17 protein-coding genes and 3 pseudogenes are annotated in these 26,103 nt (G+C 44.8%); 3 read left to right on the forward strand and 17 right to left on the reverse strand.

All coding sequences use genetic code 11. The annotated features are described in order from the left end of the window. Nucleotides 1–8: 8 nt before the first annotated feature. The 11 genes and pseudogenes from KW548_14135 to sixA form a co-directional block, all read right to left on the reverse strand. Nucleotides 9–997, reverse strand: a pseudogene (locus tag KW548_14135) (chemotaxis protein CheW). After that, nucleotides 990–1,766: a ParA family protein gene (locus KW548_14140; GenBank protein ID QXX06226.1), complete on the reverse strand. Its 777-nt coding sequence runs from the start codon at nt 1,764–1,766 to the stop codon at nt 990–992. Before KW548_14140 ends, KW548_14135 begins: the two are co-directional and overlap by 8 nt. A 9-nt stretch (nt 1,767–1,775) precedes the next feature. Next, on the reverse strand, nt 1,776–2,906 hold the full coding sequence (locus KW548_14145) for a chemotaxis response regulator protein-glutamate methylesterase (GenBank protein ID QXX06227.1): 1,131 nt from the start codon (nt 2,904–2,906) through the stop codon (nt 1,776–1,778). A gap of 24 nt (nt 2,907–2,930) precedes the next feature. Beyond that, nucleotides 2,931–5,210 (reverse strand): chemotaxis protein CheA, encoded by a 2,280-nt coding sequence (locus tag KW548_14150; protein ID QXX06228.1) that lies wholly within the window; start codon nt 5,208–5,210, stop codon nt 2,931–2,933. Nucleotides 5,211–5,219: 9 nt separating this feature from the next. After that, the gene (locus tag KW548_14155; GenBank protein ID QXX06229.1) at nt 5,220–5,939 is read right to left on the reverse strand and encodes a protein phosphatase CheZ; all 720 of its coding nucleotides are present in this window, start codon (nt 5,937–5,939) and stop codon (nt 5,220–5,222) included. A gap of 40 nt (nt 5,940–5,979) precedes the next feature. Beyond that, complete coding sequence (gene cheY / locus KW548_14160; protein QXX08079.1) at nt 5,980–6,348, reverse strand: chemotaxis response regulator CheY; 369 nt, start codon at nt 6,346–6,348, stop codon at nt 5,980–5,982. A gap of 45 nt (nt 6,349–6,393) precedes the next feature. Further along, the gene (locus KW548_14165) at nt 6,394–7,128 is read right to left on the reverse strand and encodes an RNA polymerase sigma factor FliA (protein QXX06230.1); all 735 of its coding nucleotides are present in this window, start codon (nt 7,126–7,128) and stop codon (nt 6,394–6,396) included. Then, on the reverse strand, nt 7,121–8,008 hold the full coding sequence (locus KW548_14170; GenBank protein QXX06231.1) for a MinD/ParA family protein: 888 nt from the start codon (nt 8,006–8,008) through the stop codon (nt 7,121–7,123). Before KW548_14170 ends, KW548_14165 begins: the two co-directional genes overlap by 8 nt. Before the next feature lie 13 nt (nt 8,009–8,021). Then, entirely contained in the window at nt 8,022–9,503 is a 1,482-nt protein-coding gene (gene flhF / locus KW548_14175) for a flagellar biosynthesis protein FlhF (GenBank protein ID QXX06232.1), read from the reverse strand. A 30-nt stretch (nt 9,504–9,533) separates the two neighbouring features. Next, a pseudogene (gene flhA, locus KW548_14180) lies at nt 9,534–11,628 on the reverse strand (flagellar biosynthesis protein FlhA). A 156-nt stretch (nt 11,629–11,784) separates the two neighbouring features. Beyond that, the gene (gene sixA, locus KW548_14185) at nt 11,785–12,249 is read right to left on the reverse strand and encodes a phosphohistidine phosphatase SixA (protein QXX06233.1); all 465 of its coding nucleotides are present in this window, start codon (nt 12,247–12,249) and stop codon (nt 11,785–11,787) included. Between the two features lie 240 nt (nt 12,250–12,489). Between sixA and KW548_14190 the strand changes: the two genes are divergently transcribed. Further along, on the forward strand, nt 12,490–15,264 hold the full coding sequence (locus KW548_14190; GenBank protein QXX06234.1) for an insulinase family protein: 2,775 nt from the start codon (nt 12,490–12,492) through the stop codon (nt 15,262–15,264). Here KW548_14190 and KW548_14195 read toward each other — a convergent pair. Next, nucleotides 15,256–15,855, reverse strand: coding sequence for a VOC family protein (locus KW548_14195; GenBank protein QXX08080.1), 600 nt, complete (start codon nt 15,853–15,855; stop codon nt 15,256–15,258). The two genes, KW548_14190 and KW548_14195, sit on opposite strands and share 9 nt — an antisense overlap. A 244-nt stretch (nt 15,856–16,099) precedes the next feature. On the opposite strand from KW548_14195, the gene argS reads away from it, so the two are divergent. Continuing rightward, complete coding sequence (gene argS / locus KW548_14200) at nt 16,100–17,833, forward strand: arginine--tRNA ligase (GenBank protein QXX06235.1); 1,734 nt, start codon at nt 16,100–16,102, stop codon at nt 17,831–17,833. Nucleotides 17,834–17,932: 99 nt separating this feature from the next. After that, the gene (locus KW548_14205; GenBank protein ID QXX06236.1) at nt 17,933–18,361 is read left to right on the forward strand and encodes an HIT domain-containing protein; all 429 of its coding nucleotides are present in this window, start codon (nt 17,933–17,935) and stop codon (nt 18,359–18,361) included. Nucleotides 18,362–18,391: 30 nt separating this feature from the next. Here KW548_14205 and KW548_14210 read toward each other — a convergent pair whose 3' ends face one another. The 5 genes and pseudogenes from KW548_14210 to znuA form a co-directional block, all read right to left on the reverse strand. Beyond that, entirely contained in the window at nt 18,392–18,622 is a 231-nt protein-coding gene (locus tag KW548_14210) for a FeoC-like transcriptional regulator (GenBank protein QXX06237.1), read from the reverse strand. Further along, the gene (gene feoB / locus KW548_14215; protein QXX06238.1) at nt 18,619–20,895 is read right to left on the reverse strand and encodes a Fe(2+) transporter permease subunit FeoB; all 2,277 of its coding nucleotides are present in this window, start codon (nt 20,893–20,895) and stop codon (nt 18,619–18,621) included. The genes KW548_14210 and feoB overlap by 4 nt, the downstream gene beginning before the upstream one ends. After that, complete coding sequence (locus tag KW548_14220; protein QXX06239.1) at nt 20,895–21,122, reverse strand: ferrous iron transport protein A; 228 nt, start codon at nt 21,120–21,122, stop codon at nt 20,895–20,897. The genes feoB and KW548_14220 overlap by 1 nt, the downstream gene beginning before the upstream one ends. A 532-nt stretch (nt 21,123–21,654) precedes the next feature. After that, nucleotides 21,655–24,915, reverse strand: a pseudogene (locus KW548_14225) (helix-turn-helix domain-containing protein). Nucleotides 24,916–25,210: 295 nt separating this feature from the next. Then, nucleotides 25,211–26,089, reverse strand: a complete 879-nt coding sequence (gene znuA, locus KW548_14230; protein ID QXX06240.1) for a zinc ABC transporter substrate-binding protein ZnuA — start codon at nt 26,087–26,089, stop codon at nt 25,211–25,213. Nucleotides 26,090–26,103 lie beyond the last annotated feature (14 nt).

Here is a 26,103-nt window from a genome sequence, read left to right on the forward strand (position 1 = left end):
TAAATGTTTTATTTATCTAAGGCTTTTACATCAAGTCCTGCATTAAGCATAGCTATCAATGCTTCAACATGGATCAAAGCACACATTTTTCTTTAACCATTCCAGCTAACCACGGTCGCTTTCCGGCCGTTTTACGCCAGCGGACTTTCTCTGGATTAAGTGATTCTGTTCCTTTGAGCTGCGTGGAAGCCAGTCCCCACATACTCTCATCTAGCATCACTATATATTGGTATTCATCCTTGTAGCTGTCATCTACCAGCTTTTCGGCCATCACCCACTTTGCCGTATCTACCACATCCAACTGAGCCTCTCGGCTTGTTTGTAGGCCTAAATACCATTCAGGGCGGCCTATCAGATGATTCAATTCCGCGATTCGGTGTATGCCACCAAGTTCGTCAAGAGGAACCGCAAAGGTCACGCCATTTACGTCAAAGTAAAGCACCTGAAACTCAACATCACGTATTGTCGAATGCCAAGTCCCTAGGTCGCTGCCACCCGTTTCTGTTTCAGGTTCGGCTTGCGGTGTATTTTCAGCAATGATTTCAGGTTCTTCATAGAAAGTTTCTGGTTCAGGTTCGACTTCTAAGGTCTCATCTACAGAAACATCCAACTCTGGTTCAACGCTTACCTCAATTACCTCAGGAATTTCGACATCCCACTCCTGAATTTCTTCAACCGCTTCTTTCGCTTCTGCGATCTGAACCGTGTTTTGCTCCATTACTTCTTCAAGTTGAAGTTCAGCAACCGGATTCGTGGATTCTAGTTGTTCTAACAACCTTTCTACATCGTCCAAATTCGGTACTTCGACTTCCAGAGTCGGTGCAGAGTAGTAGCTTTTCTCTTCAACCGATTGAACCAGAGGCTCAGGTTCTGATAAACCATCCTTATCACTGACTCGCTCTTCTAAAAACGCTTCAGATTCAATCGTTTCATCGAGTAGAGCCGAAAAATATTCGTCCAGCGCCTGTTCACTTGATAGTAAGGTATCGCTACTCATTCACCGCTAACCTCTCTAGATAGATCAACAGTTGTTTATAGGCAAAAACTCCACGACTCCCGGACGCAAAATGCGAAACAGGAAGATGTTTTAAACTCGCATCCCTAAACTTGGTATCAATGGGAACTGCAGAAGACCATACCTGATCAGGGTAGTCCTTCTTTAATTGCTGTAATGTCTGCAACGACGCCCTTGTGCGTTTATCATACATAGTCGGTACGATCGTAACATTAAAGGCTCTATTTCGTGATTTCTGCATAATCGCGAGTGTGCGAACCATACGTTCAAGACCTTTCATCGCCAAAAATTCTGTCTGAACAGGAATGAGTATTCTATTGCTCGCCGCTAAGGCATTGACCATCATTACACCAAGAATAGGTGGACAATCAATCAGCACGTAGTCGTAATGCTCTTTGATCGCCATCATCGCGCGCTTGAGAATCAAGCCCATTCCGCTGCGGTTTCCCATCACTCGGTCTAGAGTGGCGAGCGACATGTGCGCCGGAATAATATCAATACCTTCAATGTCAGACTTCATCACCAAAGGCAATACGCTTTGCTCGCTGAACTCTTTCAACTGAAAGAGGTCGAATAAGCTTGCATTAACACCGTCTGAATCATAGCCTAGATACGTAGTCAGAGATGCATGAGGGTCTGTATCGACAAGCAAAACCCGTTTTCCTTGCTTGCTCAACAAACCTGCCAGTGTGATAGTAGTCGTTGTTTTACCTACACCACCTTTTTGGTTTGCAATACTCCAAACAATCATGCGTAGCCCCTACGATAAACCGACTTCTACCAACATTCGCTCAGCGATGCGGTCTAAGGGGAGGTCTTCAGTGGAAATACCCGCTTTAGCCACCGCTTGTGGCATTCCATATACAACACAACTTTCTTCATCTTGTGCCCAGATAGTTGCGCCTGCACTTTTTAGCATTCGAGCCCCTTCACGACCATCGGCTCCCATACCAGTCAGTACCATAGAGAGCACTTGTTCTGAATATATTTTTGCCGCACTACCAAACGTCACATCAACGCATGGCTTGTAGTTCATGCGCTCACCACCATCAATAATACGCAACTTAGCAGAGCCAGGTCGGCCATCAATCATCATCTGTTTGCCACCAGGCGCTAAGTATGCCACCCCAGGTTTGAGAGCATCACCATCGGCAGCTTCTTTTACCTGGATCTTGCACAGCGAGTTTAAACGACTCGCAAAAGCCGCCGTAAACGTCGCGGGCATATGCTGAATCAAAACGATGGGGTGTGGATAGTTAGCTGGCAGCTTTGTGAGTATTTTTTGCAATGCAACAGGCCCTCCTGTGGAAGTCCCAATTGCGGTTAACTGGTATTTTTTACCGCTCGCTTTAAATCTCGCAGTGGAAGACGGTTTAGACGCAGGTGCAGCTTGGCGCGTCGCTCGTTGCGCGGAAGCTGCCGGCGCAGCGGCTTGCCTTGTCGTAGAAGTGGCCGTTGGCGCAGGTTTGGAAGCCGGACGACGCATGAAGGTACGACGTGTAGATATTTGAATAACGCGTTGCTGGAGCAAAGACACGGCTTCATCACGGTTGCGCGCAATATCCTCGAACTTCTTCGGCAAAAAGTCTAATGCACCTGCATCCAAAGCATCCAGTGTCGCTTTGGCGCCATCATGGGTGAGTGATGAAAACATTAAGATAGGCACTGGGCTTTTAGCCATTATTTCACGGACAGCAGTAATACCGTCCATCACTGGCATTTCAATGTCCATAGTAATGACATCTGGCTTCAGCTTCACAGCTTTTTCAACCGCTTCCTTACCATTGGTGGCCACGTCCATTACCTCAAGTCGAGGTTCGGAGTTTATTATTTCACTGACTCGGCGACGAAAAAAACTCGAATCATCTACTACTAACACTTTAATCGCCATAGCTATCCTTTTTATTTCTACGACTTAGATTCGAGAAGCAGTTGCGTACTGCTTGAGCAAATCCGGCACATCCAGAATAAGCGCAATATGTCCATCACTGGTGATTGTTGCACCTGCCATACCTGGCGTGCCTTGAAGCATACTATCGAGCGGTTTGATAACCACTTCCTCTTGTCCAATCAAAGTATCCACCACAAAACCAACACGCTGGCTACCGATCTGAACTATCACGACATGACCATGCCCTTTACGAAGTTCTACATCCCCAGCTCTCGGTGCTAACCAATTCTGCAGATAGAATAATGGGATCGATTTTTCACGAACAATAATGGTCAGTTGGCCATCGACAACGTTAGTTCGACTCAAATCAAGGTGGAAAATCTCATTAACGCTCGCCAATGGAAGAGCAAATGGGTGTCCAGCAACACCGACCATTAAGGTAGGAAGGATAGCCAAAGTTAACGGCACCTTAATCGTTATTTTGGTCCCCTTACCCATTTCTGAATCGATGTCAATGGAGCCATTTAGAGTATTGATAGCGGTTTTAACCACATCCATACCTACACCACGGCCTGAAATATCGGAAATTTTCTCTTTACTAGAGAATCCGGGCATAAAGATAAGATTAAAACACTCTTTATTGGTCAAGCGAGAAGCTGCATCTTCATCCATCATGCCACGCTTAACTGCAATGCCGCGAAGTTTATCGGGGTCCATACCACCGCCATCATCCACAATGGCTAGCTCGATATGATCGCCTTCTTGAGAAGCAGATAGAATGACTTTACCCGTTCTTGGTTTGCCTGCCTTAGCACGATCATCTGGCATCTCAACGCCATGGTCAACGGAGTTACGCACCAAGTGGATCAATGGATCCGCAAGTGCTTCAACCAAGTTTTTATCTAGGTCGGTGTCTTCACCGCGCATCTCAAGCTCAATATCTTTCTTCAAACTACGAGCGAGATCTCTAACAACTCGAGGGAAACGACCAAACACTTTCTTAATTGGCTGCATGCGAGTCTTCATGACTGCGCCTTGCAAATCAGCAGTAACTACGTCTAAGTTAGCTACCGCTTTAGACATTTCTTCGTCGTTGCTGTTGAGGCCTAAACTTAACAGTCGGTTACGAACAAGTACCAATTCCCCTACCATGTTCATAATGGTGTCTAGGGTTGAAGTATCGACTCGAACCGTGGCCTCAGCTTGAGGTTTTTTGGCTTGTGTCGCTGGGGGAGACGACTCTTTTTTAGCTGGCGGTGCAGCTTTCTCTTTTGGTTTGGGCGCCGGTGCAACTGTCGAAGCAGCAGGAGCGGCCGCCTTAGGAGCGGGTGCTGCAGCTTTGGGGGCTGGCGTCGGTTCGGGAGCTGGCGCTACGTTTTGTGCGGCTGGCTTGGTAACGGCATCAAGTTCTTCAATTGAAGGGCCTTTACCTGAACCATGTAAATCATCAAGCAACTTTTCGAATTCAGCGTCTGTCATTAGATCACTGTCACCAGCACCAGAAGCCGGTGCTGGCGATTCAGGTTTGCCAGAAGCAGGCGCGGCCGCTGGGGGAGTTACCGCACCTTCACCAGGTGCTTTTCCGCTACCATGCAGTTCATCTAAGAGTTTTTCAAATTCATCATCCGTAATATCACCGCTCATATCACCATCAAGTGCTGATGGGGCGGTGGGTGTTTCTGGTGCTGCAGCACCTTGAACTGCTCCTGGTGCGCTACCTTCACCGTGCAACTGATCTAATAATTTATCAAACTCGTCCTGAGTAATTTCGTCAATAGAACCAGCTGAAATGGTTTCAGAGCTTGATGACGCTTCTACTGACTCAGTGACTTCTGGTTGTTGAGGAGCTGGTTCTTCAGCCACAACTTCAGGCTCCACTGGTGCGGTTTCACCAGGCCCTTCTTCATCCGCGGTTTGCGGCTGACTCAATCGATGCAGTTCGTCCAAGAGAGTTTGGTCAGCTGGGGTTAGAGGCTCTCGGTCTTGCACAGCTTGAAACTGTTCATTAACAGTATCTAACGCCGTCAGCATTGTATCCATTAGACTTGCAGATACCTCACGCTGCCCGTTACGCAAAATATCGAATACGTTCTCCGCACCGTGACAAGTATCGACCAGTTCGGTCAATGAAAGAAAACCGGCCCCGCCTTTGACGGTGTGGAATCCACGAAAGATTGCATTTAAAAGATCTTTGTCGTCGGGGTTGTTTTCCAATTCTACCAACTGCTCAGAAAGCAGCTCTAGAATTTCTCCTGCCTCGACCAAAAAGTCCTGTAGAATATCTTCGTCTAATTCATAGCTCATAAGTTACCTCTAAAACCCAAGACTTGAGAGTAAGTCGTCGACTTCGTCTTGTGATGAAACCGCATCATCCCTTTCATGAGGGTTGAGTATTGGCCCCTCTGGGTCTATCGATGAATTGTTCTTATTGTTTGCAGCATTTTCCAGCTGGCTAGCACCAAATGCTGTCAGAATTTCCACCAGCCGATCCTCTACTTCGTTAACCAAAGTAATGACTCGACTAATAATCTGACCTGTTAAATCTTGGAAATCCTGAGCCATTAGAATCTCGGTTAATTGCCCTCTGAGTTCAGTACTATCGCCCTCTACCTCGCTCAACAATGCATCAATACGATGGCAAAGTGCTTTAAACTCTGTCAGATCAATCCGACCATGCATTAACTCATTCCATTGAGGGCGAACCTGAAGCAACCCGTCATGCAAGTTATCCGCTATTGGCATACAGCGGTCTACAGCATCCATGGTTTTGTTTGCCGCTGTCTCTGTTTTTTCAATAACATACTTGAGTCGGTCCCTAGCATCAGGGATTTCATCATTCGCGATCTCACTCATACGTTCATCAAGGCTAAACTGCTTGATAGACTCGTGAAGGTCACGCGTTAGCTCGCCTATTTCCTGTAGCATTGGATTAGAAGAGCCATCATGTATGTCTTTAACAAGTTGGTCAGCTTCATTCTGCTGATCGTTTTCTAACAACTCTACCAGGTGCTTTGCCTGTTCTAATGAAATCATTCTGAATTGGCCTTTTGCGATACTTCGTCAATTCCTTGACTTATAAACGCTCAAAGATTTTATCTAATTTTTCTTTTAGTGTAGCTGCAGTAAATGGCTTAACGATGTATCCGTTTACACCAGCTTGCGCAGCTTCAATGATTTGTTCGCGCTTTGCTTCTGCTGTGATCATTAGAACAGGTAGGTGCTTAAGCTCCTCATCGGCACGAATATGCTTCAGAAGGTCTATACCTTGCATTCCAGGCATGTTCCAGTCTGTTACAACAAATTCGAACTCACCTTTTTTAAGCATTGGTAACGCCGTTAAGCCGTCGTCTGCTTCTTGAGTGTTATTAAAACCCAAGTCACGAAGTAAGTTCTTAACGATACGGCGCATTGTTGAAAAATCGTCAACAATAAGGATCTTCATGTTTTTATTCAAAATTGCCTCCACTGAGTTTGATATCAGTGATTTCTAGTCATTATTTGTCCAAACACTCAACTTAGTGCGTAGACGCTGCATTGATTGGCTTAGTATTTGGCTAACGCGCGACTCGCTAACACCAATAACTTCGCCGATTTCCTTCAAGTTTAACTCTTCATCATAATAAAGCGAAAGTACTAGAGCTTCTCTTTCAGGAAGTGATTTAATTGATTCTACCAGTGCTGTACGAAAATATTCATCTGCGACGCCCTGAAAAGGGATATTTTCTTCGTCAGCATCTTCGTGCGATATCGCATCTTCTGACACACCTAAATCGTCAATACCAATGAGACGTGAACTGTTTATATCTGTTAGTGCACTGTGGTATTGATCGAGAGTCATATCCAAACGCTTGGCAACCTCTGCATCTGTCGGATCACGATTGAGCTCACCTTCTAACTGCGCAATCGCCTGACTGATTTCTCGACTGTTTTTGTGTACGGAGCGAGGGACCCAATCCCCTCGGCGTATATCATCTAGCATAGCACCACGAATGCGAATACCAGCATAGGTTTCAAAACTGGCACCTTTGCTGCCATCGTAATTCTTTTGAGCTTCCAACAAGCCGATCATTCCAGCTTGAATAAGGTCTTCAACCTGCACGCTCGGGGGTAATCGTCCAAGCAAATGGTGTGCAATGCGCTTAACCAGTACCGAGTATTTTTCTAAAAATGCTCGCTGGCTGTTTTGATTTGCGTATTGGTCATAGGTCAATGCCTTATTCACCAAATGGTTCCTCTAACATCTCTGTTCTATGAAGTAAGCGTTCTACAAAAAACTCCAGATGTCCACTCGGTGTTTTGGGAATTGGCCAAGTTAGCGCTTTATTTGCTAACGAACCCAAAGCCAACGATGCAGGCGAACGAGGGAATGCATCCACGACAATCTTTTGTTTTTTAACAGCTTGTCGAACTTTATCATCCAATGGAATACATGCTACGAGCTCAATGCTAACATTCAAGAATCGCTCTGTGACCAAGGTCAACTTTGCGAACAATTCTCTCCCTTCACGATAGCTTCTGACCATATTTGCAACAATTTTAAATCGTTGAACTTGATGTTCTTTACTCAAAAGTTTGATCAGGGCATATGCATCCGTGATAGATGTCGGCTCATCACAAACCACCACTACCACATCCTGAGCCGCACGTGAAAAGCTCACTACCATATCTGAGATCCCGGCTGCAGTATCAATGAGTAGTACGTCCATCTCATCTTCCAAACTGCCAAAAGCACGAATTAAACCTACATGCTGTGCATGTGACAGCTCAGTCATAGACTGGGTGCCTGAGGTCGCTGGAATGATTCTGATCCCATACGGTCCTTCAACAATAGCATCTTGTAGGTCACATTCACCTGCCAATACGTGTCCAAGGTTCTTTTTTGCCCGTATACCGAGCATTACATCAACATTGGCTAGGCCTAGGTCAGCATCAAGTACCATGACCTTTTTGCCCTGACGAGCCATACAAATCGCCAGACCCAAGGTTACATTTGTTTTACCCACGCCACCCTTACCACCAGTAACTGCGATTACTTTGGTTAGTGAAGGTTGTGTTAAGCGGCGTAGTCCGCTTGCTTGGTCTTGTATCATATTCTTAGTCATAATCGTACGCCGCCTAGAACCCTTCTGATTCACTATTCCAGTAGTGAGGTTCGTCATCTGTCGACTTCTCTAACAATTCATTTGCCTTGGCAACCATATACTTAGGCTGCGCTATCACTATGTCTTCCGGAACTCGTTGCCCGTTGGCAATGTAAGCAACGGGTAATGAGTTTTGTACAACGACACTGACAAACTCTCCAAGACTTAACGACTCATCTAGTTTGGTAAGGATACAGCCTGATAGTGGGATCCTTTTAAAATGGTCTATCGTCTCCTGCAGTACTTTTCGCTGCGCGGTGGCTGGTAAAACGAGGTAGCTGTGAATAATCTCCCCGCTTTCGTGCATTAGAGTATCCAGCTGCTCTGACAGACGTACGTCTCGTTGTCCCATACCTGCTGTATCTACTAGAATTAGGCGACGATTTCTCAATTGGTATATTACATCGGCTAACTCTTTGGAATCTTTAGCAACTTTTACAGCGCATCCCATAATACGTCCATAAATTGCTAACTGCTCATGGGCGCCGATACGATAGGTATCGGTTGTCACCAAAGCGACGTTATCTGAACCAAACTCCATTGCAGCCCGAGCGGCAAGCTTAGCGACAGTGGTCGTTTTACCAACACCCGTCGGTCCAAGTAACGCCACGACTCCGCCACGTTTTAGTATGTCTTGTTTAGAAATAGGGATCTGATCGGAAACCAAACCCAGTAATGCTTTCCAAGCTTTTGTCGGAGGGGTATCTTCAGGGATATAGCAAGCCAACTGATCCGCAAGTTCGGCCGAAACTCCCATTCGCTCAAGACGTTTAATCAACATAGCACGCAGCGGCTCTCGTCGTTCAACTTCCTGCCACATTAACCCTGAGACTTGGTGTTCCAGCAAACGACGAATTGATGTCATTTCTTCACGCATATCTTCAAGATCTTCACTGCGCACATTTTGTTCTTCGGCACGATGACGCTCGTAACGAGTGGGGTCAAGGCGTGGAGCAGGACGCTCGGCACTTTTATCTTCGGCAATCAAACGAGCTAATGGGGAGTCTTCTTTTAATTGAACACCATTGTTGCCATTACGAGCGGCAGATTGTCTTTTCAACAATGCAGACAATGAATCCACATTTTCCGCTTCTCTACCGTCCGCCTCCTCAGCTCCATTACTATATTGCTTGAGCATATTGGCAAAACGCTTCGTCATAGAGCGACCAGAATCTGCCTTAGTCTGCAAACTCACGCGGTCTTCATCTAGTTGGCGTTGCTTTGGTGTAGACGCACTCTGCATTGTCGCTGCGGCTTGTGAATTATTGTAGCGAGGCTGGGAGTTATAGTTAGCACTGGAACGCGCGGCAGCCGTCTCATTGTCTATCGCCGCAACAATTTCAACACCACCTGCGACTTTTTTATTAGACATGATCACAGCATCATCGCCCAACTCTCCTTTCACTTGGAGTAGTGCGGTACGCATGTCTTTGGCAAAAAATCGTTTAATCTTCAAATTAGATATCCGTCTATTAACGCATCAATGCTAGTTACCAACAGCTTGAACAATACGTATTTGTTTCTCGTCTGGGATTTCCTGATAAGAAAGCACTCGCAGCGATGGAATTGTATTCTTCACGAACTTAGCCAATGTCGAACGCAATACCCCAGAGGTCAGAAGAACGGCTGGTTCCCCTTTCAACTCCTGCTCTTGTGTTGCCTGAGTTAAAGAAGATTGTAGTCGCTCTGCCAAGCCTGGTTCAATACCTGCAGATTCTCCCCCAGATGCTTGCATTGTTTGATGCAATATTTGTTCCAATTCGGGTATCAAGGTTATAACAGGCAGCTCTGGCTCTATTCCATTGATTTCCTGAACAATTAATCGTTTCAATGATATTCGAACGGCCGCGGTTAGGATGTCAGGTTCTTGACTCTTGCTCGAATATTCAGCCAATGTTTGGACAATGGTGCGAATGTCTCGAATTGGTACTGCTTCGTTCAGTAGGTTCTGCAAGACCTTAACAACCACACCCAGCTGCAGCTGATCTGGCACAAAGTTCTCCACCAATTTCGGCGCACTTCGACTAAGCATCTCCAACAAGTTTTGCACTTCTTCATGGCCAATCAGATTAGAAGCATTGTTCGTTAACAGTTGGCTTAAGTGAGTAGCGAGAACGGTAGATGAATCCACGACAGTGTAACCAAGCGCTTGCGCATGCTCTCGCTGTTCACCTTTTATCCACACAGCCTCAAGGCCAAAAGCAGGATCAATGGTTGGCTCACCTTCCACCATCCCGTACACCTGTCCCGGGTTAATCGCTAGCTCCATATCGGGACGGATCTCTGCTTCCCCTACAGCCACGCCCATGAGCGTGATCCGATAGCTATTTGGCGTTAGTTCTAAGTTGTCTCGAATATGGACTGCAGGCACAAGAAAACCAAAATCTTGCGACAATTTTTTACGCACACCTTTAACGCGTTCTAACAGTTCCCCACCCTGATCTTTGTCAACGAGAGGGATCAGACGATAACCGACTTCCAAACCAATAATGTCAACAGGTTGAACATCATCCCATGACAACTCTTTTGAAGTTGGTACTTCTTGCTCTGTTGTCGCAGGCAATTTCGCCTGTTCAGCCTCTTTTTTTCTGCTTACGATAAATCCAGTACGCGCCACCACCAGCCAGTATTGCAAGCAGTAAGAATGCAAAATGTGGCATACCAGGAACAACGCCCATTACCCCCAATATGCCAGCGGTGATCATCAACGCTTTTGGGTTGTCAAACATTTGAAAGACAACCTGCTGACCCATGTCCTCGTCAGTGTTCTGACGAGTCACCATGATCGCAGCACCAATAGAAAGTAATAGCGATGGGATTTGCGCCACCAGACCGTCACCAATAGTCAGTAAGGTATAGATCTGAATCGCTTCCCCAAAAGCAAGACCATATTGAGCCATACCAATCGATAAACCACCGATGATGTTAATGAAAAGAATCAAAATTCCGGCAATCGCATCACCTTTAACAAATTTTGACGCACCATCCATCGAACCATAAAAATCCGCTTCTTTGGTGACTTCTTGACGACGAGTTCTTGCTTGTTCTTGGTCAATCAACCCCGCATTTAAATCAGCATCGATTGCCATCTGTTTACCGGGCAATGCATCCAAGGTAAATCGTGCACTCACCTCAGAAATTCGACCTGCACCTTTGGTTACAACCATGAAGTTGATGATCATCAGGATGAGAAATACCACCAAACCAACAGCGTAATTACCACCGATCACAACGCTACCAAAAGCTTCAATCACGCTACCTGCAGCGCCTGTGCCTTCATGACCATAAAGGAGTACAACTCGGGTCGATGCCACGTTTAGCGCTAGACGTAACAAAGTAGCAATAAGGAGTACCGTCGGAAAAGCTGCAAAATCCAAAGGCCTGCGTGTGTATACAGTGACAAGAAGCACGACCATCGCCAATGCGATATTGAAAGTGAAAAATAAGTCGAGCAGAAAAGGGGGTATTGGCAATACCACCATCGCCAGCGTCGCCAGTACCATGATAGGCGCCCCTATCGCTGGCATCGCTCTTTGAGGAATGGAAGGTAACTTATCCGCGAACGGCAATGTAAATTTCATAAAAAGAAATCTATAACTTAACCAAAATTGAAGGACTTGTGCTTATATGCAAATTCCAGTCCAAAAGTCCTGTCAATTTTATGGCTAACGGCACAAGTTCGGAGAGAGCGCAAACTGGTTGATTGCGCTTACCTCGTAAAACAGCTGACGTACTGGCTAGGGCTGGATATTGAAGATCAATTTACCACGTCGTTTTGCTAAGTCATATTCAATACAAGCGATACCTGACGTAGGAAACATCGGAGGTGCCATATCGGGCACAAACTCAGCGGTTAGGTAACCAACCAACGGCAAATGAGAGACCAACAAAATAGAATCCAGTCCTTGCACCTCAGCGATAGCAGCAACGTAATCAGCGACATGGCTAGATTCACCATAAGGCGTTATGTCTTCGCATGTTTGAATCTGTTTGGCGCTAAAGCTACGCGAGACTTCTTGCCAAGTTTGTTGTGCACGTAAATACGGGCTAACAAGCACCATATCAAACTGAACGTAACCTTGCTCTACACATGTCCTAGCCACTGTTGTAGAAGCGCTACGTCCTTTCTCTGTCAACGCTCGTTCTGCATCAGAGGCTGCATAATGCTCAGCTTCTCCATGACGCATGATGAATATTTTCATGGCTTCTTCCTAACTCTGCGACTTTCTAGTCATTACGATTGTTATTGTTATATACGAGGACTTTTAGAGCCCGTTTAAAAAATAATTATATCAAGTGCCTTGCTAAAGACTTCGACTTTCTTAACAATCTTGATGTACGAACCAATTATTTGCGTAGCTTCTATTTGTTACACAGATTGTTGGCACTCATCGACATCACGTACATACTAATACCTAAGCACCTTTAGCGGAGAATCTCTTGTGCACATAAGCCCCAATGATACCAGCCAATATCGCTACTTCACGTTGGAAAACGGGCTTAGAGTGTTGGCTATCCACGATAGCGATGCACAAAAATCAGCGGCGGCCTTAGCTGTCAATGTCGGTCATTTTGACGATCCTATTGAGCGGCAGGGACTCGCGCATTATTTGGAACACATGCTGTTTCTAGGAACCGAAAAGTACCCTAAAGTAGGTGAGTTTCAAAGCTACATTAACCAGCATGGTGGCAGCAATAACGCATGGACCGGAACAGAGCACACTTGCTTCTTTTTTGACATCGCACCCTCTGCATTTGATGACAGCCTTGAGAGATTCAGTCAATTTTTTACCGCTCCACTTTTTAACCATGAAGCTCTAGATAAGGAACGCCAAGCGGTCGAATCTGAATATAAGCTCAAACTTAAAGATGACTCTAGAAGGCTGTATCAGGTCCATAAAGAGCTGGTTAATCCGGCTCATCCTTTTGCTAAATTCTCTGTAGGAAATCTAGAAACTCTCGCGGACCGCGATGGTCAGTCAATTCGAGATGACATCGTTCAATTTTATGAGCAGCACTATTCTGCTGACTTAATGACACTAACCGCAATGGGTCCCCAGCCGCTAGATGAGATCGAGAGCTGGATCATCGAAAAGTTTTCCGCAATTCCTACACACAATTTGGCGGGTAAGACGATTGATGTCCCGTATGTCGATGAGCATTCCACCCGTATTTTGGTTAATGTTGAACCTGTAAAAGAAATTAGAAAACTGATTTTGACTTTCCCCATGCCTTGTATGGACCAATATTACCGTCAAAAACCACTGTCATACTTTGCTCATCTTCTGGGGTATGAGGGAGACGGCAGTCTAATGCTTGCCTTAAAGGACGCCGGATGGATAACTTCCCTTTCTGCCGGAGGCGGAACAAGCGGAAGTAACTATCGAGAGTTTACTGTTAGCTGTGCGCTAACGTCTAATGGCGTCGATCACGTAGACGAGATAGTTCAAGCCATATTTAGCTACATCTCTCTCCTGAGCCATGAGGGCTTTGATGAGTGGCGCTATCTTGAAAAGCAGGCAGTATTGGAATCTGCTTTCCGCTTTCAAGAACCTACCAGACCACTCGACCTAGTGAGTCATTTAGTGGTCAACATGCAGCATTATTCGCCAGACGATACGATCTACGGCGACTTTATGATGAATGAGTATGACGAACCTCTGCTCAAAGACCTACTCCAATATTTAACGCCAGAGAACCTTCGTATTACTCTACTCGCGCAGGGCTTCAAGTATGACAAGCAAGCTCAATGGTACGCTTCCCCCTACTCTGTCACTCCATTTAACTCAGAGAAGCTAGCTTACTACAAAGCCACAAGCGAATTGAGCTTTTGCCTTCCACCAAAGAACCCATTTATTTGTTATGACTTAGATCCGCAACCCATCGATTCTCAGTCTGACATCCCTGAAGTCATTGAAGATCTTCCAGGCTTCAAATTGTGGCACCTACAAGACCATGAATTCCGCGTCCCTAAAGGAGTCATCTATGTGGCGATTGATAGCCCGCATGCGGTCGCTAATCCGAAAAACATTGTCAAAACACGCTTGTGTGTAGAAATGTTCCTCGATTCGCTGGCTAAAGAGACCTATCAGGCGGAAATTGCCGGTATGGGCTACAACATGTATGCCCATCAAGGTGGCGTAACGTTAACACTGTCAGGTTTCAGCAAGAAGCAGCCTGAGTTGATGAAAATGATCCTCAATCGCTTTGCTAAAAGGGAATTCAGTGCCAAACGCTTTGAGACCATCAAAACTCAGCTAATCAGGAACTGGCGTAACGCCGCACAAGACAAGCCTATTTCGCAGCTGTTCAACGCAATGACCGGGCTGTTGCAACCCAATAACCCACCTTACGTGGAATTGCTGGAGGCGCTTGAAAACATTCATGTCGAAGAGTTAGCGGACTTCGTTCAGGACATTTTGGCTGAATTGCATGTCGAGATGTTTGTTTATGGAGATTGGAACCGCACCGACGCCATTCAGTTAGGGACAACTCTTAAAGATGCACTCCGAGTGCACAATCAACAATATGAAGAAGCGCTTCGCCCTCTAATTATGCTTGGCGAAAATGGTTCTTTTCAACGTTCGGTGGAGTGCAACCAAGACGATTCTGCCATTGTGGTTTATTACCAATGTGATGACATAGAACCCCGACATATTGCACTCTATTCACTCGCCAACCACCTGATGTCTGCCACTTTCTTTCATGAAATAAGAACCAAACAACAACTGGGTTATATGGTAGGAACAGGGAACTTACCACTCAATCGTCATCCGGGTATTGTGCTCTATGTCCAGTCTCCCAATGCCGCCCCTATCGATTTGATTAGCTCTATTGATGAGTTTCTCAATGCGTTCTACATGGTGCTTCTTGAGCTCAACGAGTACCAATGGCACAGCAGTAAGAAAGGACTATGGAATCAGATAGCCACGCCAGATACAACCTTAAGGAGTCGAGCTCAACGCCTATGGGTTGCCATCGGCAATAAAGATCACCAATTCAATCAGAAAGAGAGGGTATTAGAGGAACTCAAAACCTTAACACGCGCTGATATGATTCGCTTTGTGGTCAATGAGCTTAAGCCAAGAACAGCGAACCGCCTGATTATGCATACTCAAGGAAACGCGCATCATGAGTCCGCTCCGCTCCAATTAGGTTTGGAAATTGGCTCAATTGAAGAATTTCAATTGAGACCAAAGGACATCGATTTAGGCTGATAGCTCCGACTCGACAATCTTTTTCAATGAATGTGGGTGAAGCTTGATACAAACGCCATCGTGCTTAAATGCCACTGTTGGATTGTTGAGACGCTCGCCCTCTCCCTTCGGACTTGATAATTTTACCTTAATTCCCTGCTCTCCCAGCTGATTCCAGTGCTTGGCAAGTTCTGGCTGTTGTTGCTTGATGCCCTGCAAAAATTCCTCTGCTGTTTCAGCTTGCGAAGGAACAACAAACTCGACATGCTCCCATGACTGCTGCGGATAGCTTTTCCCCTCGGCTGGATAAGGCAGTTCTAAGCACTCTATGGACCAATTTAATGCCTTCAATGGCTCAGTGAATTCAATCACAATGATCGGACGACCATTTATCACCGCATTTGATATTTCACAGCCTTCTTTTAACCATTCTTGATGAGCCAGTTTTGCCAATTCCAAGTCATTGATACGTAATGCAATATGATCCGCCTGAAAAGGACGTAAATTAATATGCAGTTTCTCGCTTAAACCTTGAATTTTATGCATAAAATCTTCAATCTTGCCTTTCATTTGTGAAGGCATCAATTCAGCATCCAGTAGTCTTTGAGACATTTTCATCTATCCAAAACGTTGATTTTTCCGCAATACTAGCAAGAACCTAAGGAAAAGTAGAAAATTTCCCAGAACACTCCCTATAAGAAAAGCAATAAAGTTGGTATTATATGCGCCAAATTATGAACTCTATAGAGATATGCATTCACTCCACCAGAGTGGATATTATTCAGTAATAGCGTCTGACGAAGCTGAATAACTCAATGCATATCCAACCAATTCCCAAGAATTGAAGGAAGCGCGTGTGAATATCCAAGCACTTATTAACGACAAAGTATCTCAGGCTCTTGAAGCCGCTGGCGCACCTGCAGGCAGCCCTGCAGCCGTTCGTCAATCAGCAAAGCCACAGTTTGGTGATTACCAAGCAAACGGTGTGATGGGCGTTGCTAAGAAACTCGGCACAAACCCACGCGAATTTGCTCAAAAAGTATTGGATGTTCTAGACCTTGACGGTATTGCAAGCAAAACTGAAATTGCAGGCCCTGGTTTTATCAACATCTTCCTGAGCGAAGAATTCCTCGCTAAACAGGCTGAGTCCGCACTATCTGACTCTCGCCTTGGTGTTGCTGCTGAAGCGCAAAAAACGATCGTTGCTGACTATTCAGCGCCAAACGTTGCTAAAGAAATGCACGTTGGTCACCTGCGTTCAACAATCATCGGTGATGCTGTGGTTCGCACTCTCGAATTCCTTGGTCATAAAGTTATCCGTGCCAACCACATCGGTGACTGGGGCACTCAGTTCGGTATGCTTATCGCCAACCTAGAACGTGTACAGCAAGAGTCTGGTGAAGTTTCAATGGAGCTGGCTGACCTTGAAGCCTTCTACCGCGAGTCGAAAAAGCTTTACGACGAAGATGAAGAGTTTGCAGTAAAGGCGCGTAACTACGTGGTTAAACTGCAAGGTGGTGATGAATACTGCGCAGAGATGTGGAAGAAACTGGTGGATGTCACCATGATCCAAAACCAGCGCAACTATGATCGTCTTAATGTCTCTCTAACTCGCGAAAACGTAATGGGTGAGAGTATGTACAACGACATGCTTCCTGGCATTGTGGCAGACCTGAAAGAGCAAGGTCTTGCACAAGAAGATGACGGTGCACAAGTTGTATTCCTTGAAGAGTACAAAAACAAAGACGGCGAGCCTATGGGTGTGATCATCCAGAAGCGTGACGGCGGCTTCTTGTACACCACTACCGATATCGCTTGTGCGAAATACCGCTACGAAACGCTAGGTGCAGACCGCGTATTGTACTTTATAGACTCACGCCAGCATCAACACCTCATGCAAGCATGGACAATCGTTCGTAAAGCAGGCTATGTGCCAGAAGAGGTAACTCTTGAGCACCACGCTTTCGGTATGATGCTAGGTAAAGATGGCCGTCCATTTAAGACGCGTGCAGGTGGCACAGTTCGTTTGGCGGACCTACTAGATGAAGCAGAAGAGCGTGCAATCAAACTTATCGAGTCTAAGAACCCAGACTTAGAAACGGCTGAAAAGCAAAACATCGCGAACACCGTAGCAATGGCTGCTGTTAAGTACGCAGACCTGTCTAAACACCGTACAACTGACTACGTGTTTGACTGGGACAACATGTTAGCATTTGAAGGTAACACAGCGCCCTACATGCAATACGCATACACGCGCGTTGCATCTATCTTTGCCAAAGCAGGCATCTCTATGGATGAGCTAGCTGGTAACATTCAGATCACCGAAGAGAAAGAGAAATCTCTTATCGCCAAGCTACTTCAATTTGAAGAAGCCGTGCAGTCTGTTGCTCGTGAAGGTCAACCGCATATCATGTGTAGTTACTTATTCGAACTTGCTGGCCAATTCTCAAGCTTCTATGAAGCATGCCCAATTCTGAACACAGAAGATGAGTCTGTTAAACAGAGTCGTCTGAAGCTGGCAGCACTGACGGCGAAGACAATTAAGCAAGGTCTTTCTCTGCTAGGTATTGATACGCTAGAACGTATGTAAGCTAGGGCTTTAGCGATAGAAAATAAAGGTTGATGTGAAAGCATCAACCTTTTGTTTTTTCTGGCGTATACTGGCTAAAAATACTAATAGGAATGAATCATGAGTTTTGAACTCCACCCACAACTGGTAAAGGATACTAGCGTCATCGGTCACTTTCCTTTGACTATTGCTCTGCTCCACAAGGACAACGCTGTTCCTTGGGTCATTCTTGTTCCTAAGCGGGACAACCTCAAAGAACTGCATCACTTACCAATGCAAGAGCAACAACAGTTCTTACTCGAATCACAAGCAGTAAGCCAAGCATTAGAAGCAACGTTTCGCCCAGATAAACTCAACTTAGGTGCGCTTGGTAATATGGTCCCGCAACTTCATGTCCATCACATCGCTCGTTTTAAGGATGACGTTGCTTGGCCGGGGCCCGTATGGGGAAATACTCAAGGGGATTTTCGTTCTGAAGAGGAACAACAAGCGATACTCAGTAAGATCCAGAATGTCTTATCACTAAGTAGCTTGTTTAAAAAAGCATAAAAAATGCCGCTGTTACTAGCGGCATTTTCTTTACATGGTCACCGTGAGAGATAACTCATCAGCACTATTCGCGGAGTATCTGACCCGGGTCACTTTCTGAGCTTTATTGGTATCGACTAAGCGAGATATCTTCCCTTTTTTGATCCATACCGCCAGCATGGCATCGACACCGTCTTCACTCATTGAAAATTTCTTCGCGAGTTCTTTCTGGCTAACGCAACCCTGCTGTTCGATGTGCCGTTTCAACTCCTGTAAGATCATGCTGTTTGTGCCTCACCATAATGCATCTGCTTCAGCCCCGCCGCTTTCAACGCGCGATAAGTCGCAAAGGAAACCAAAATGACTCCGGCTATCCAGGCTGCACTGTAGATTGGGTGGTCTGTGAAATGCATCGTCTGGTAGTAAAGCACTGCACCGCCGTAAGCAAGACCCATCGTCCATACAGCAATAAAGCGCGCGAATTTCTGACCAAATTCACGGACATATGCGCCCATAGCCGCGACACACGGTGTGTACAACAAGATGAAAATCAAGTAAGCAAACGCGGCATGGCCCGAGACGAAATACTGGTTCAGGTTACCAAAAATAGAAGCGTCGACTTCCTGCTCTTCTGCCACAGTAGAACTGTCGGTCAAATCACCCACTTCAATACCCAACGGATCGGAATAACTCAATCCAGCTAAGTTTTCCGGTATAGACATGACCGCCTCTTCCAAACTCGCCATGAGATTGAACTCACCTTCTTCTCCTTCACTTGGTGCGTAAAGGTTGTTCAAAGTTCCCACTACCGCTTCTTTGGCAAAAATGCCTGTGATAATACCCACTGTCGCTGGCCAGTTATCTTCATGAACGCCAATCGGTTCAAATACAGGCGTCACCACCTGAGAAACTTTGGACAGTACTGAATTCTCGCTGTCTTCATTGCCAAATGACCCATCAGTACCTACAGAGTTGAGGAAACTAAGAATCGTCACAACAACAACGATAGTTTTACCTGCCCCAAGCACAAAGCGTTTCAGTTTTTGCCACGTTTTTATCAGTACATTCTGTATCGTTGGTAATTCGTAATCAGGCATTTCCATGATTAAGCTGTCGCTTGAGCCCGGATAAAGCGTATGCTTTAGCACCAACCCAGTGAATACAGCCGCAGCAATCCCCAGTAGGTAAAGAGCAAATACGATATTCTGGCCACTTTCAGGGAAAAACGCGGCAGCAAACAATGCATATACAGGAAGACGAGCACCACAAGACATGAACGGCGCCATTGAAGCAGCAAGTTTGCGTTCACGTTCCTGATCTAACGTTCGTGTTGCCATGATGGCTGGTACGTTACAGCCGAAGCCAAGAACTAACGGGACGAAGGCTTTACCCGGTAAACCAATCTTCTGCATCACTTTATCGAGAACAAAAGCAGCACGAGACATATAGCCTGAGCTTTCCAGGATTGCTAAAAAAAGATACAAGCAAGCAATCACCGGAATAAACGTGGCGACAGTCTGGATACCGCCACCTACGCCATCCGCAATCAATGTCACCAGCCAGACAGGCAAATGGTCATCTAACAAGTAGTGTCCGCCATCAACTAGCAAAGCGCCGACACCAATATCAAAGAAGTCGATAAATGCACTGCCGATATTGATAGAGAACATAAACATTAGGTACATAACGACAAAGAAAAATGGAACACCAACCCACTTATTGAGAATGACGTTATCCACCTTTTCCGTAAAGCTATGACTAAGCTTGCCTTCAGTCCGGCGCACTTTTTTGCACTGTTCATGGAGGAAGGTATATTTGGTATCGGCAACCGTAAGATCGATATCTAGGTCTATGTTGTTCTGAACCTTTGCAATGTTATCCCTTTCCTCAGACGAGAGATTGTTTAAGACCAACAGATCCTGCTCTAAAGCTCGAATAGAAAGAGCGCGTGCGGATACCTCAGAATGATTAGCAAAAACAGGTTGGATTTGGTCTATCGCCCGCTCAAATTCTACGTCATAACGAATCTTCAGTTCATTCAGCGCAACGCCTTGAACCACCGCTTTATGTAGACGTTCTTTCAGGCGTTGGACCTGATTTTTGTTGTTTGCAGATAACGCATAGACCGGACAGCCCAGCATTTTTTCTAACGCTTTAACATCGATAGTTTGTCGTTCACGCTTCAATGCATCCATTTTATTCAGCACAACCATCATCGGTCTGCCAAGCTCTCGCAGCTGAAGCGTCATATATAAACTGCGTTCAAGACACGTCGCATCAACAACGTTAATGATTAAATCCGCTGGGTGCGTTAGTACAGCACGTGAAGCGATCGACTCATCAATGCTGTTGCCATCGTTACCACTATCTAATGCGTAGATACCAGGAAGGTCGGTGAGCATAAAATCATCACCAGAATGACTGTAACGACCTGTTTTCTTTTCAACCGTCACACCTGCCCAGTTACCAACTTGCTGTTTGGCTCCCGTCAGGCCATTAAAAAGTGTTGTTTTACCACTGTTTGGATTACCGACGGTCAGAATTTTGTATTTCATCAGTTGGCCTCCACATGAATTGAATTCGCAATATTGGTTCTAACTGCGAGAGATACACCACGAACCTCAACCTGAAGAGGATCACCCATTGGGGCTTTACGGATAAGAGTGACTGGAGTCTGAGGAAGCAGCCCCATCACCATGAGCTTTTTCCTGACATCATTAGAAAGCTCTGAAAAACCGGTGATCGTTGCTTTTTGCCCTTGAGTTAAATCTGAAAGTTTCATAGACAGGCCAATTAAAGATAAAAATGAGAAATATTATTATTAATAATCTGGAATCTTAGCCCGTGTAAATTTTGTAAATCTTGTCTGAAATCAAACATTACATTTATGGAACGTTATTTTTGTTCATTTACAACTCGTCAAATCCGTTAAAAGTTATCGATAACGAGTATTTAGTCATCATTTAATTTTGACATCATTGGTAATAAATAATAAATAATCAATTAAAATCAATAATTTAGAAAAGATGTCGTTTTTGTCATACAACCTTGGCGTTAATTTTATAAGTAAAATAAGTCGATAGTTTTATAGTTAAAAACGTCGACAGGGAAAGCTCCTCAAAGACAAGAAATTCCAGAGGTGGTGCAGCATGCATCACTCCGGCAGCAAGCGAAGGTGTCATTGGCACCCGTGGTATAGTCACCCCGGCTATACCACGATATTTTTTTAAAGTACGTCAATCAGTGTGTTCTCAGGTTCTGCAGTACATAGGCTTCAAGTGTGCCTTTTAAGCTCACTGGACAGCTTAGTCTCATCAACTATCTTGGTTTTCAATGAATTGGGAAGGTGACACACCAAAACGATGTTTGAATCGTTGGCTGAAATAAGAGGGATCATTAAATCCACATTCAAAGGCTACATCGGATATTTTCTCACCAGCCAGCAAGCGCCGACAGGCATAGTCTAACCGTACCTCTGTGACATAATCCATAAATGTACGTTGTGTGGCAGATTTAAATCGGCGCTGCAAACTGCGTTCTGATAAATACATCTGCTTAGCTGCCGCCGCGGTACCAAACTCTGGATTGGAATAGTGTTGCATGACTAAGGCTTCAAGCTTCTCAATCCATGGGTCTTTAGATACCCCAATATCTGAGAGTTTAACCATTGAGTTTTCTTTAAACTCGTTACCCGCTGACCAAACAAACTCGATAGTGTTGTTATCATCAGAACAGTATCGATGAAAGCGGCCGCCGCTTTCATTGACTAGAGACTCCAGTTCATTCCACAGCTCAATAGCATTCACTGATGGATCATCAAATCTTTTGCCTTGTTCGATCATAGAAAAATGCACTTTGTCGTTACTGATACGGCAAGTCATTAAGGCAACTTGTCCCCGATACGAGCGTTTGATCAGATTATCAATCAATAGATTAAACACACTATCAAGGTTAAACACTTCGAGCGCGACATAAATATCTTTATCTTGCGCAGGTCTGACTTCGACAGACAAAGCAGATTTTTTAAGTTCCTCTTGCCAGCCATACAAGGCCGAGCGTAGGACCAACGACAGGTTATAAACAGGCAAAGCGTCACCATTAGCAGCCCGAACATTGAGCAACAAATCCAGCTCATGAGTCATAAATTGCACGAAATGCTGCTGTCCTTGATCAAGCTCAACCTCTTCTTGCAAAGAATAACCTTGAAGCTTTTCCCGTAAAGACTGCAGCGACTGGTGGTACAAAATACGTCTTATTTGCAGCTGCTTACGTAATTTGTCGTTGTTGGTCAGTAAAATCCGACTTTGATGACGTAATTGGTTGGTCTGTAGTGCAACCAGAGACTTCAACTCTTTATTGGTTTTCGCCATCATGTGTGATCGCCAATAAACAATAACTGCGATAAGGAAAGAAACCGCAACAATGTAGGATATGACCGCATAAACCCCCATGTACCATGGCTCTTCCACTGTAAAGAGAAATGATTCAATGTCGCCTTGAACAAAACCATTAGTCGAGACGCGAACTTGCAGAGTGTAGTCACCGGGGAGAATATGTTCTACGGTCAGCTTCATTCCTTCAAGGTCTTGCCAGTTTTCTTGGCGGCCAAAACGATATTGAAGTGACACATTACTAACTTGGGGGAGTACACCAAATTGGAAAGCAATCGACTCTCCATATTTTACGTTTGGCGCGCTTAGTACACTTCCGCCAAGCGAGAATAGCTCCTGGTTAGCAACGACCTGGCTGAATACGACTTGTCGCTTAGGAGGGGGGTAACACTCAACGTTTTCGTATCAATCTTGACCAAACTTCTCCTAGAGCCAAATAGCAGATTGTCTTTACTCTCAGACCCAGTAGTGCATAATCCAGACAGAAATTCGTTGTTCTCTAGGCCCAACGGTTCACTATAGTGTGCTTCAATTTCCCCACTACTCGCATAATGCGTAAGCCCAGCAGAAGACGTCATCCAGATACCATTATTATTTCTAACCAGACATTTGGTAGTAATATGCTCATCTACCATGTCTAGAGGGTTAAGTTGTAAGCTGGCAACATCTAATCGATACAAACCGTAGGTGTTCGCAACCCATACTTCACCTTTGTTGACTTCTTCGATGCTCACGACTCGACCAAAATGCTCTGCTTCATCAACATAATGAATCTGACCATTAACTAGAACATATAAACCATTCTCGGTACCAAGAACTAGGCTTCCATTCTCTGTCACTGCCATCTGGGTCAACTGAGTTGGTAGGTGTTTATTTAGTATCCACTCAGACCCGTACTGAATCAACTGCCGACTTTTGATGTCATAACGCCATAGCTTTAGATCACTAGCTCCCCATAATCGCCCTTGTGAATCCAGTTCTAGCAACTTCACTGAAGAGTTGTTGAGAAGGTTGGGTAAACGACTAGAAATAACTGCACCAGATGCACTATCAACAGAGACAATACCGTTCTCGGTAGCGAGCCAAAGTACCCCATTCTGCTCAATCACATCGTTCACTTTTCCTTTGTAAAGGCGTTTCCTAGAAGCATTTTGGTCTAAGGTTAGCGCATAAACGCCGGCACTCGTGATCATCCAGAATCCACTTCTGCTTTTCATGTTGGTCAGTTGAATCAGTTTTTCTGAAACAGAACCATGGCTAAGCATCAAATCAGGAAAACGCTTGAAGTGGTGAGCGAACAAAGAGAAATAGTGTATCCCCCGCTCAGTGGCAATCCACATCCCACCTCGATGATCATTGAGTAACGAATAAACCTTTTCACCAAACAAAATGCTATTACGCTTGAGACTCTCAGGGAAATACACACTTTCACCAGTAGTAAAAGTATGAGTGAGTAAACCAGAGTCCGTGCCTATCCAATAAGCTTCTTGCGTTTCCTCTATACTCAAAACATGCCCGCTTGGAATCTGTTTTATAGAGGAATCAGGTTCATTGATATTGATTAGGACTGTCCCAAAACGAGTACCTAAAACCAACTCTTGACGTTTATCAGAAAAATGGAGGGTTTCTACATAGTCCGTTCCAGAGCGAGGAATATGCTCAAAGTGACTGCCATCAGACAAATATACCCCTGCGTTTGTTGCCAACACCCACTTATCATTAATCAGCATAGCGTCAGTAATGCTTATTTTTGCCGCTTGATTGTATTGGTATAACTCTATCAAGGAATAAGAGGTAAACTCGGCGTTGTCGACATGATACGTGTAGAAACTAGAGGCATCAGAGATCCAAATATAGCGATTGGAAACCCCGATCTGTAATACTTCAGTTCCGGGGGTCAGGCCAAACATCAACTCTCGTTTTTTACCTGGAATGGTCCGATAGATCTCGTTCCCCACAAACGACCAAAACGCATTGTCGATAAACGCAATATCTTCTGCACTAAACTCAAGTGCGGAACCTGATTTAGGTAAGATATTCTGACCGTCAAAAAAAAAGTAGCTGATTTCTGACATCCTGAAACCAAACCCCACCATTATCGGCTAAAAAAAGGGCTTTGGCTGCGAAAGCTTTACCCTGAATTTTAGTAGGCAGTGGGTAAAAAACCGACAAAGGAAGATCCATCGCGGATGCCAAACGAGTTATTAGCAATAGCGATAAGAAGCAAATAGCTTTATACACTCACAGTTCCCTTGCAGCAAAAATGGCATTCAATTACATCTAGACTGAGCTATCGGTTCACCTAATCGATAAAACTAGACTAAATGAATGAGATCATTAAATTATTTTGTGCGAATAATTATCTTGTATTTAAACCGAGAAACAAGAAGCTGCTTCAAAAAATCCATCTTTTGTTGTTGTGTTAATGCAAAAAAGGGAAGTGTTACACTTCCCTTTAACTCTACTATCAAACCGATTTTTATTGATTAAGACATTCTGTAAAGCTGTCCGTTATAGATTGAATAAAAGTAAAGTAGCTTCCCGGTCCAACTTGAATTCCGGTACCAATAGGATCAAGCACTCCTTGTTTAGCTTGACTACCACGTGTTACAGACTCAACAACTGCAGGGGTAAACTGAGGTTCAGAAAAAACACACTTAGCATCACCTTTTGCCAAGGCTTTCTTTATTTTAATAAGTGTCTTAGCACCTGGTTTTCTCTCAGGGCTGACAGTAAATTGCCCCAAATGATTCAAGCCATAGTCCTGCTCGAAATAACCATAGGCATCATGAAATACGTAGTAACCCACATCTTTTACTGGCTTTAACGCCGCTCGCCACTTTTCATCGTACTGATTAGCATTTTTCACAAACGCCTGATAGTTCGCTTGATAAACATCTTTGTTGCTCGGGTCTAACTCAGCAAGTTTTTGGCTGATTGCTTCCGCGGCCTTGATACTTTGTTCATGACCTAACCAAAAATGCGGATCGTGTGAACCATGATGATGTCCATCATGATCATGACTATGCCCGTCTGCAGAAAACTCACGTAGGTTTAAACCATGGATCTCACTAATGGTTAAAACATTCTTCTGCTCCTCAAGAACTTTGGCTAGGAAAGGTTCTAAGTCTTTTCCATACCAAACAACCAGATCCGCTTTTCTAATTCGCTTTACGTCAGATGGCTTCAGCGCGTAATCATGGGGAGAAGTGTTGGAGTCAAGCAATACATCTGGCTCAGAAACACCTTGGGTGATCTCATAGGTGATCATTTGAATCGGCTTGATACTGGTCAGTACCTCGTTAGCATTGGCACTACCTATAGCAAGTATGGATAGCAAAGGGATAAGATATTTCATAATTCAATACCACT

The sequence above is a fragment of the Vibrio neptunius genome, from assembly GCA_019339365.1.
GTDB lineage: Bacteria > Pseudomonadota > Gammaproteobacteria > Enterobacterales > Vibrionaceae > Vibrio > Vibrio neptunius.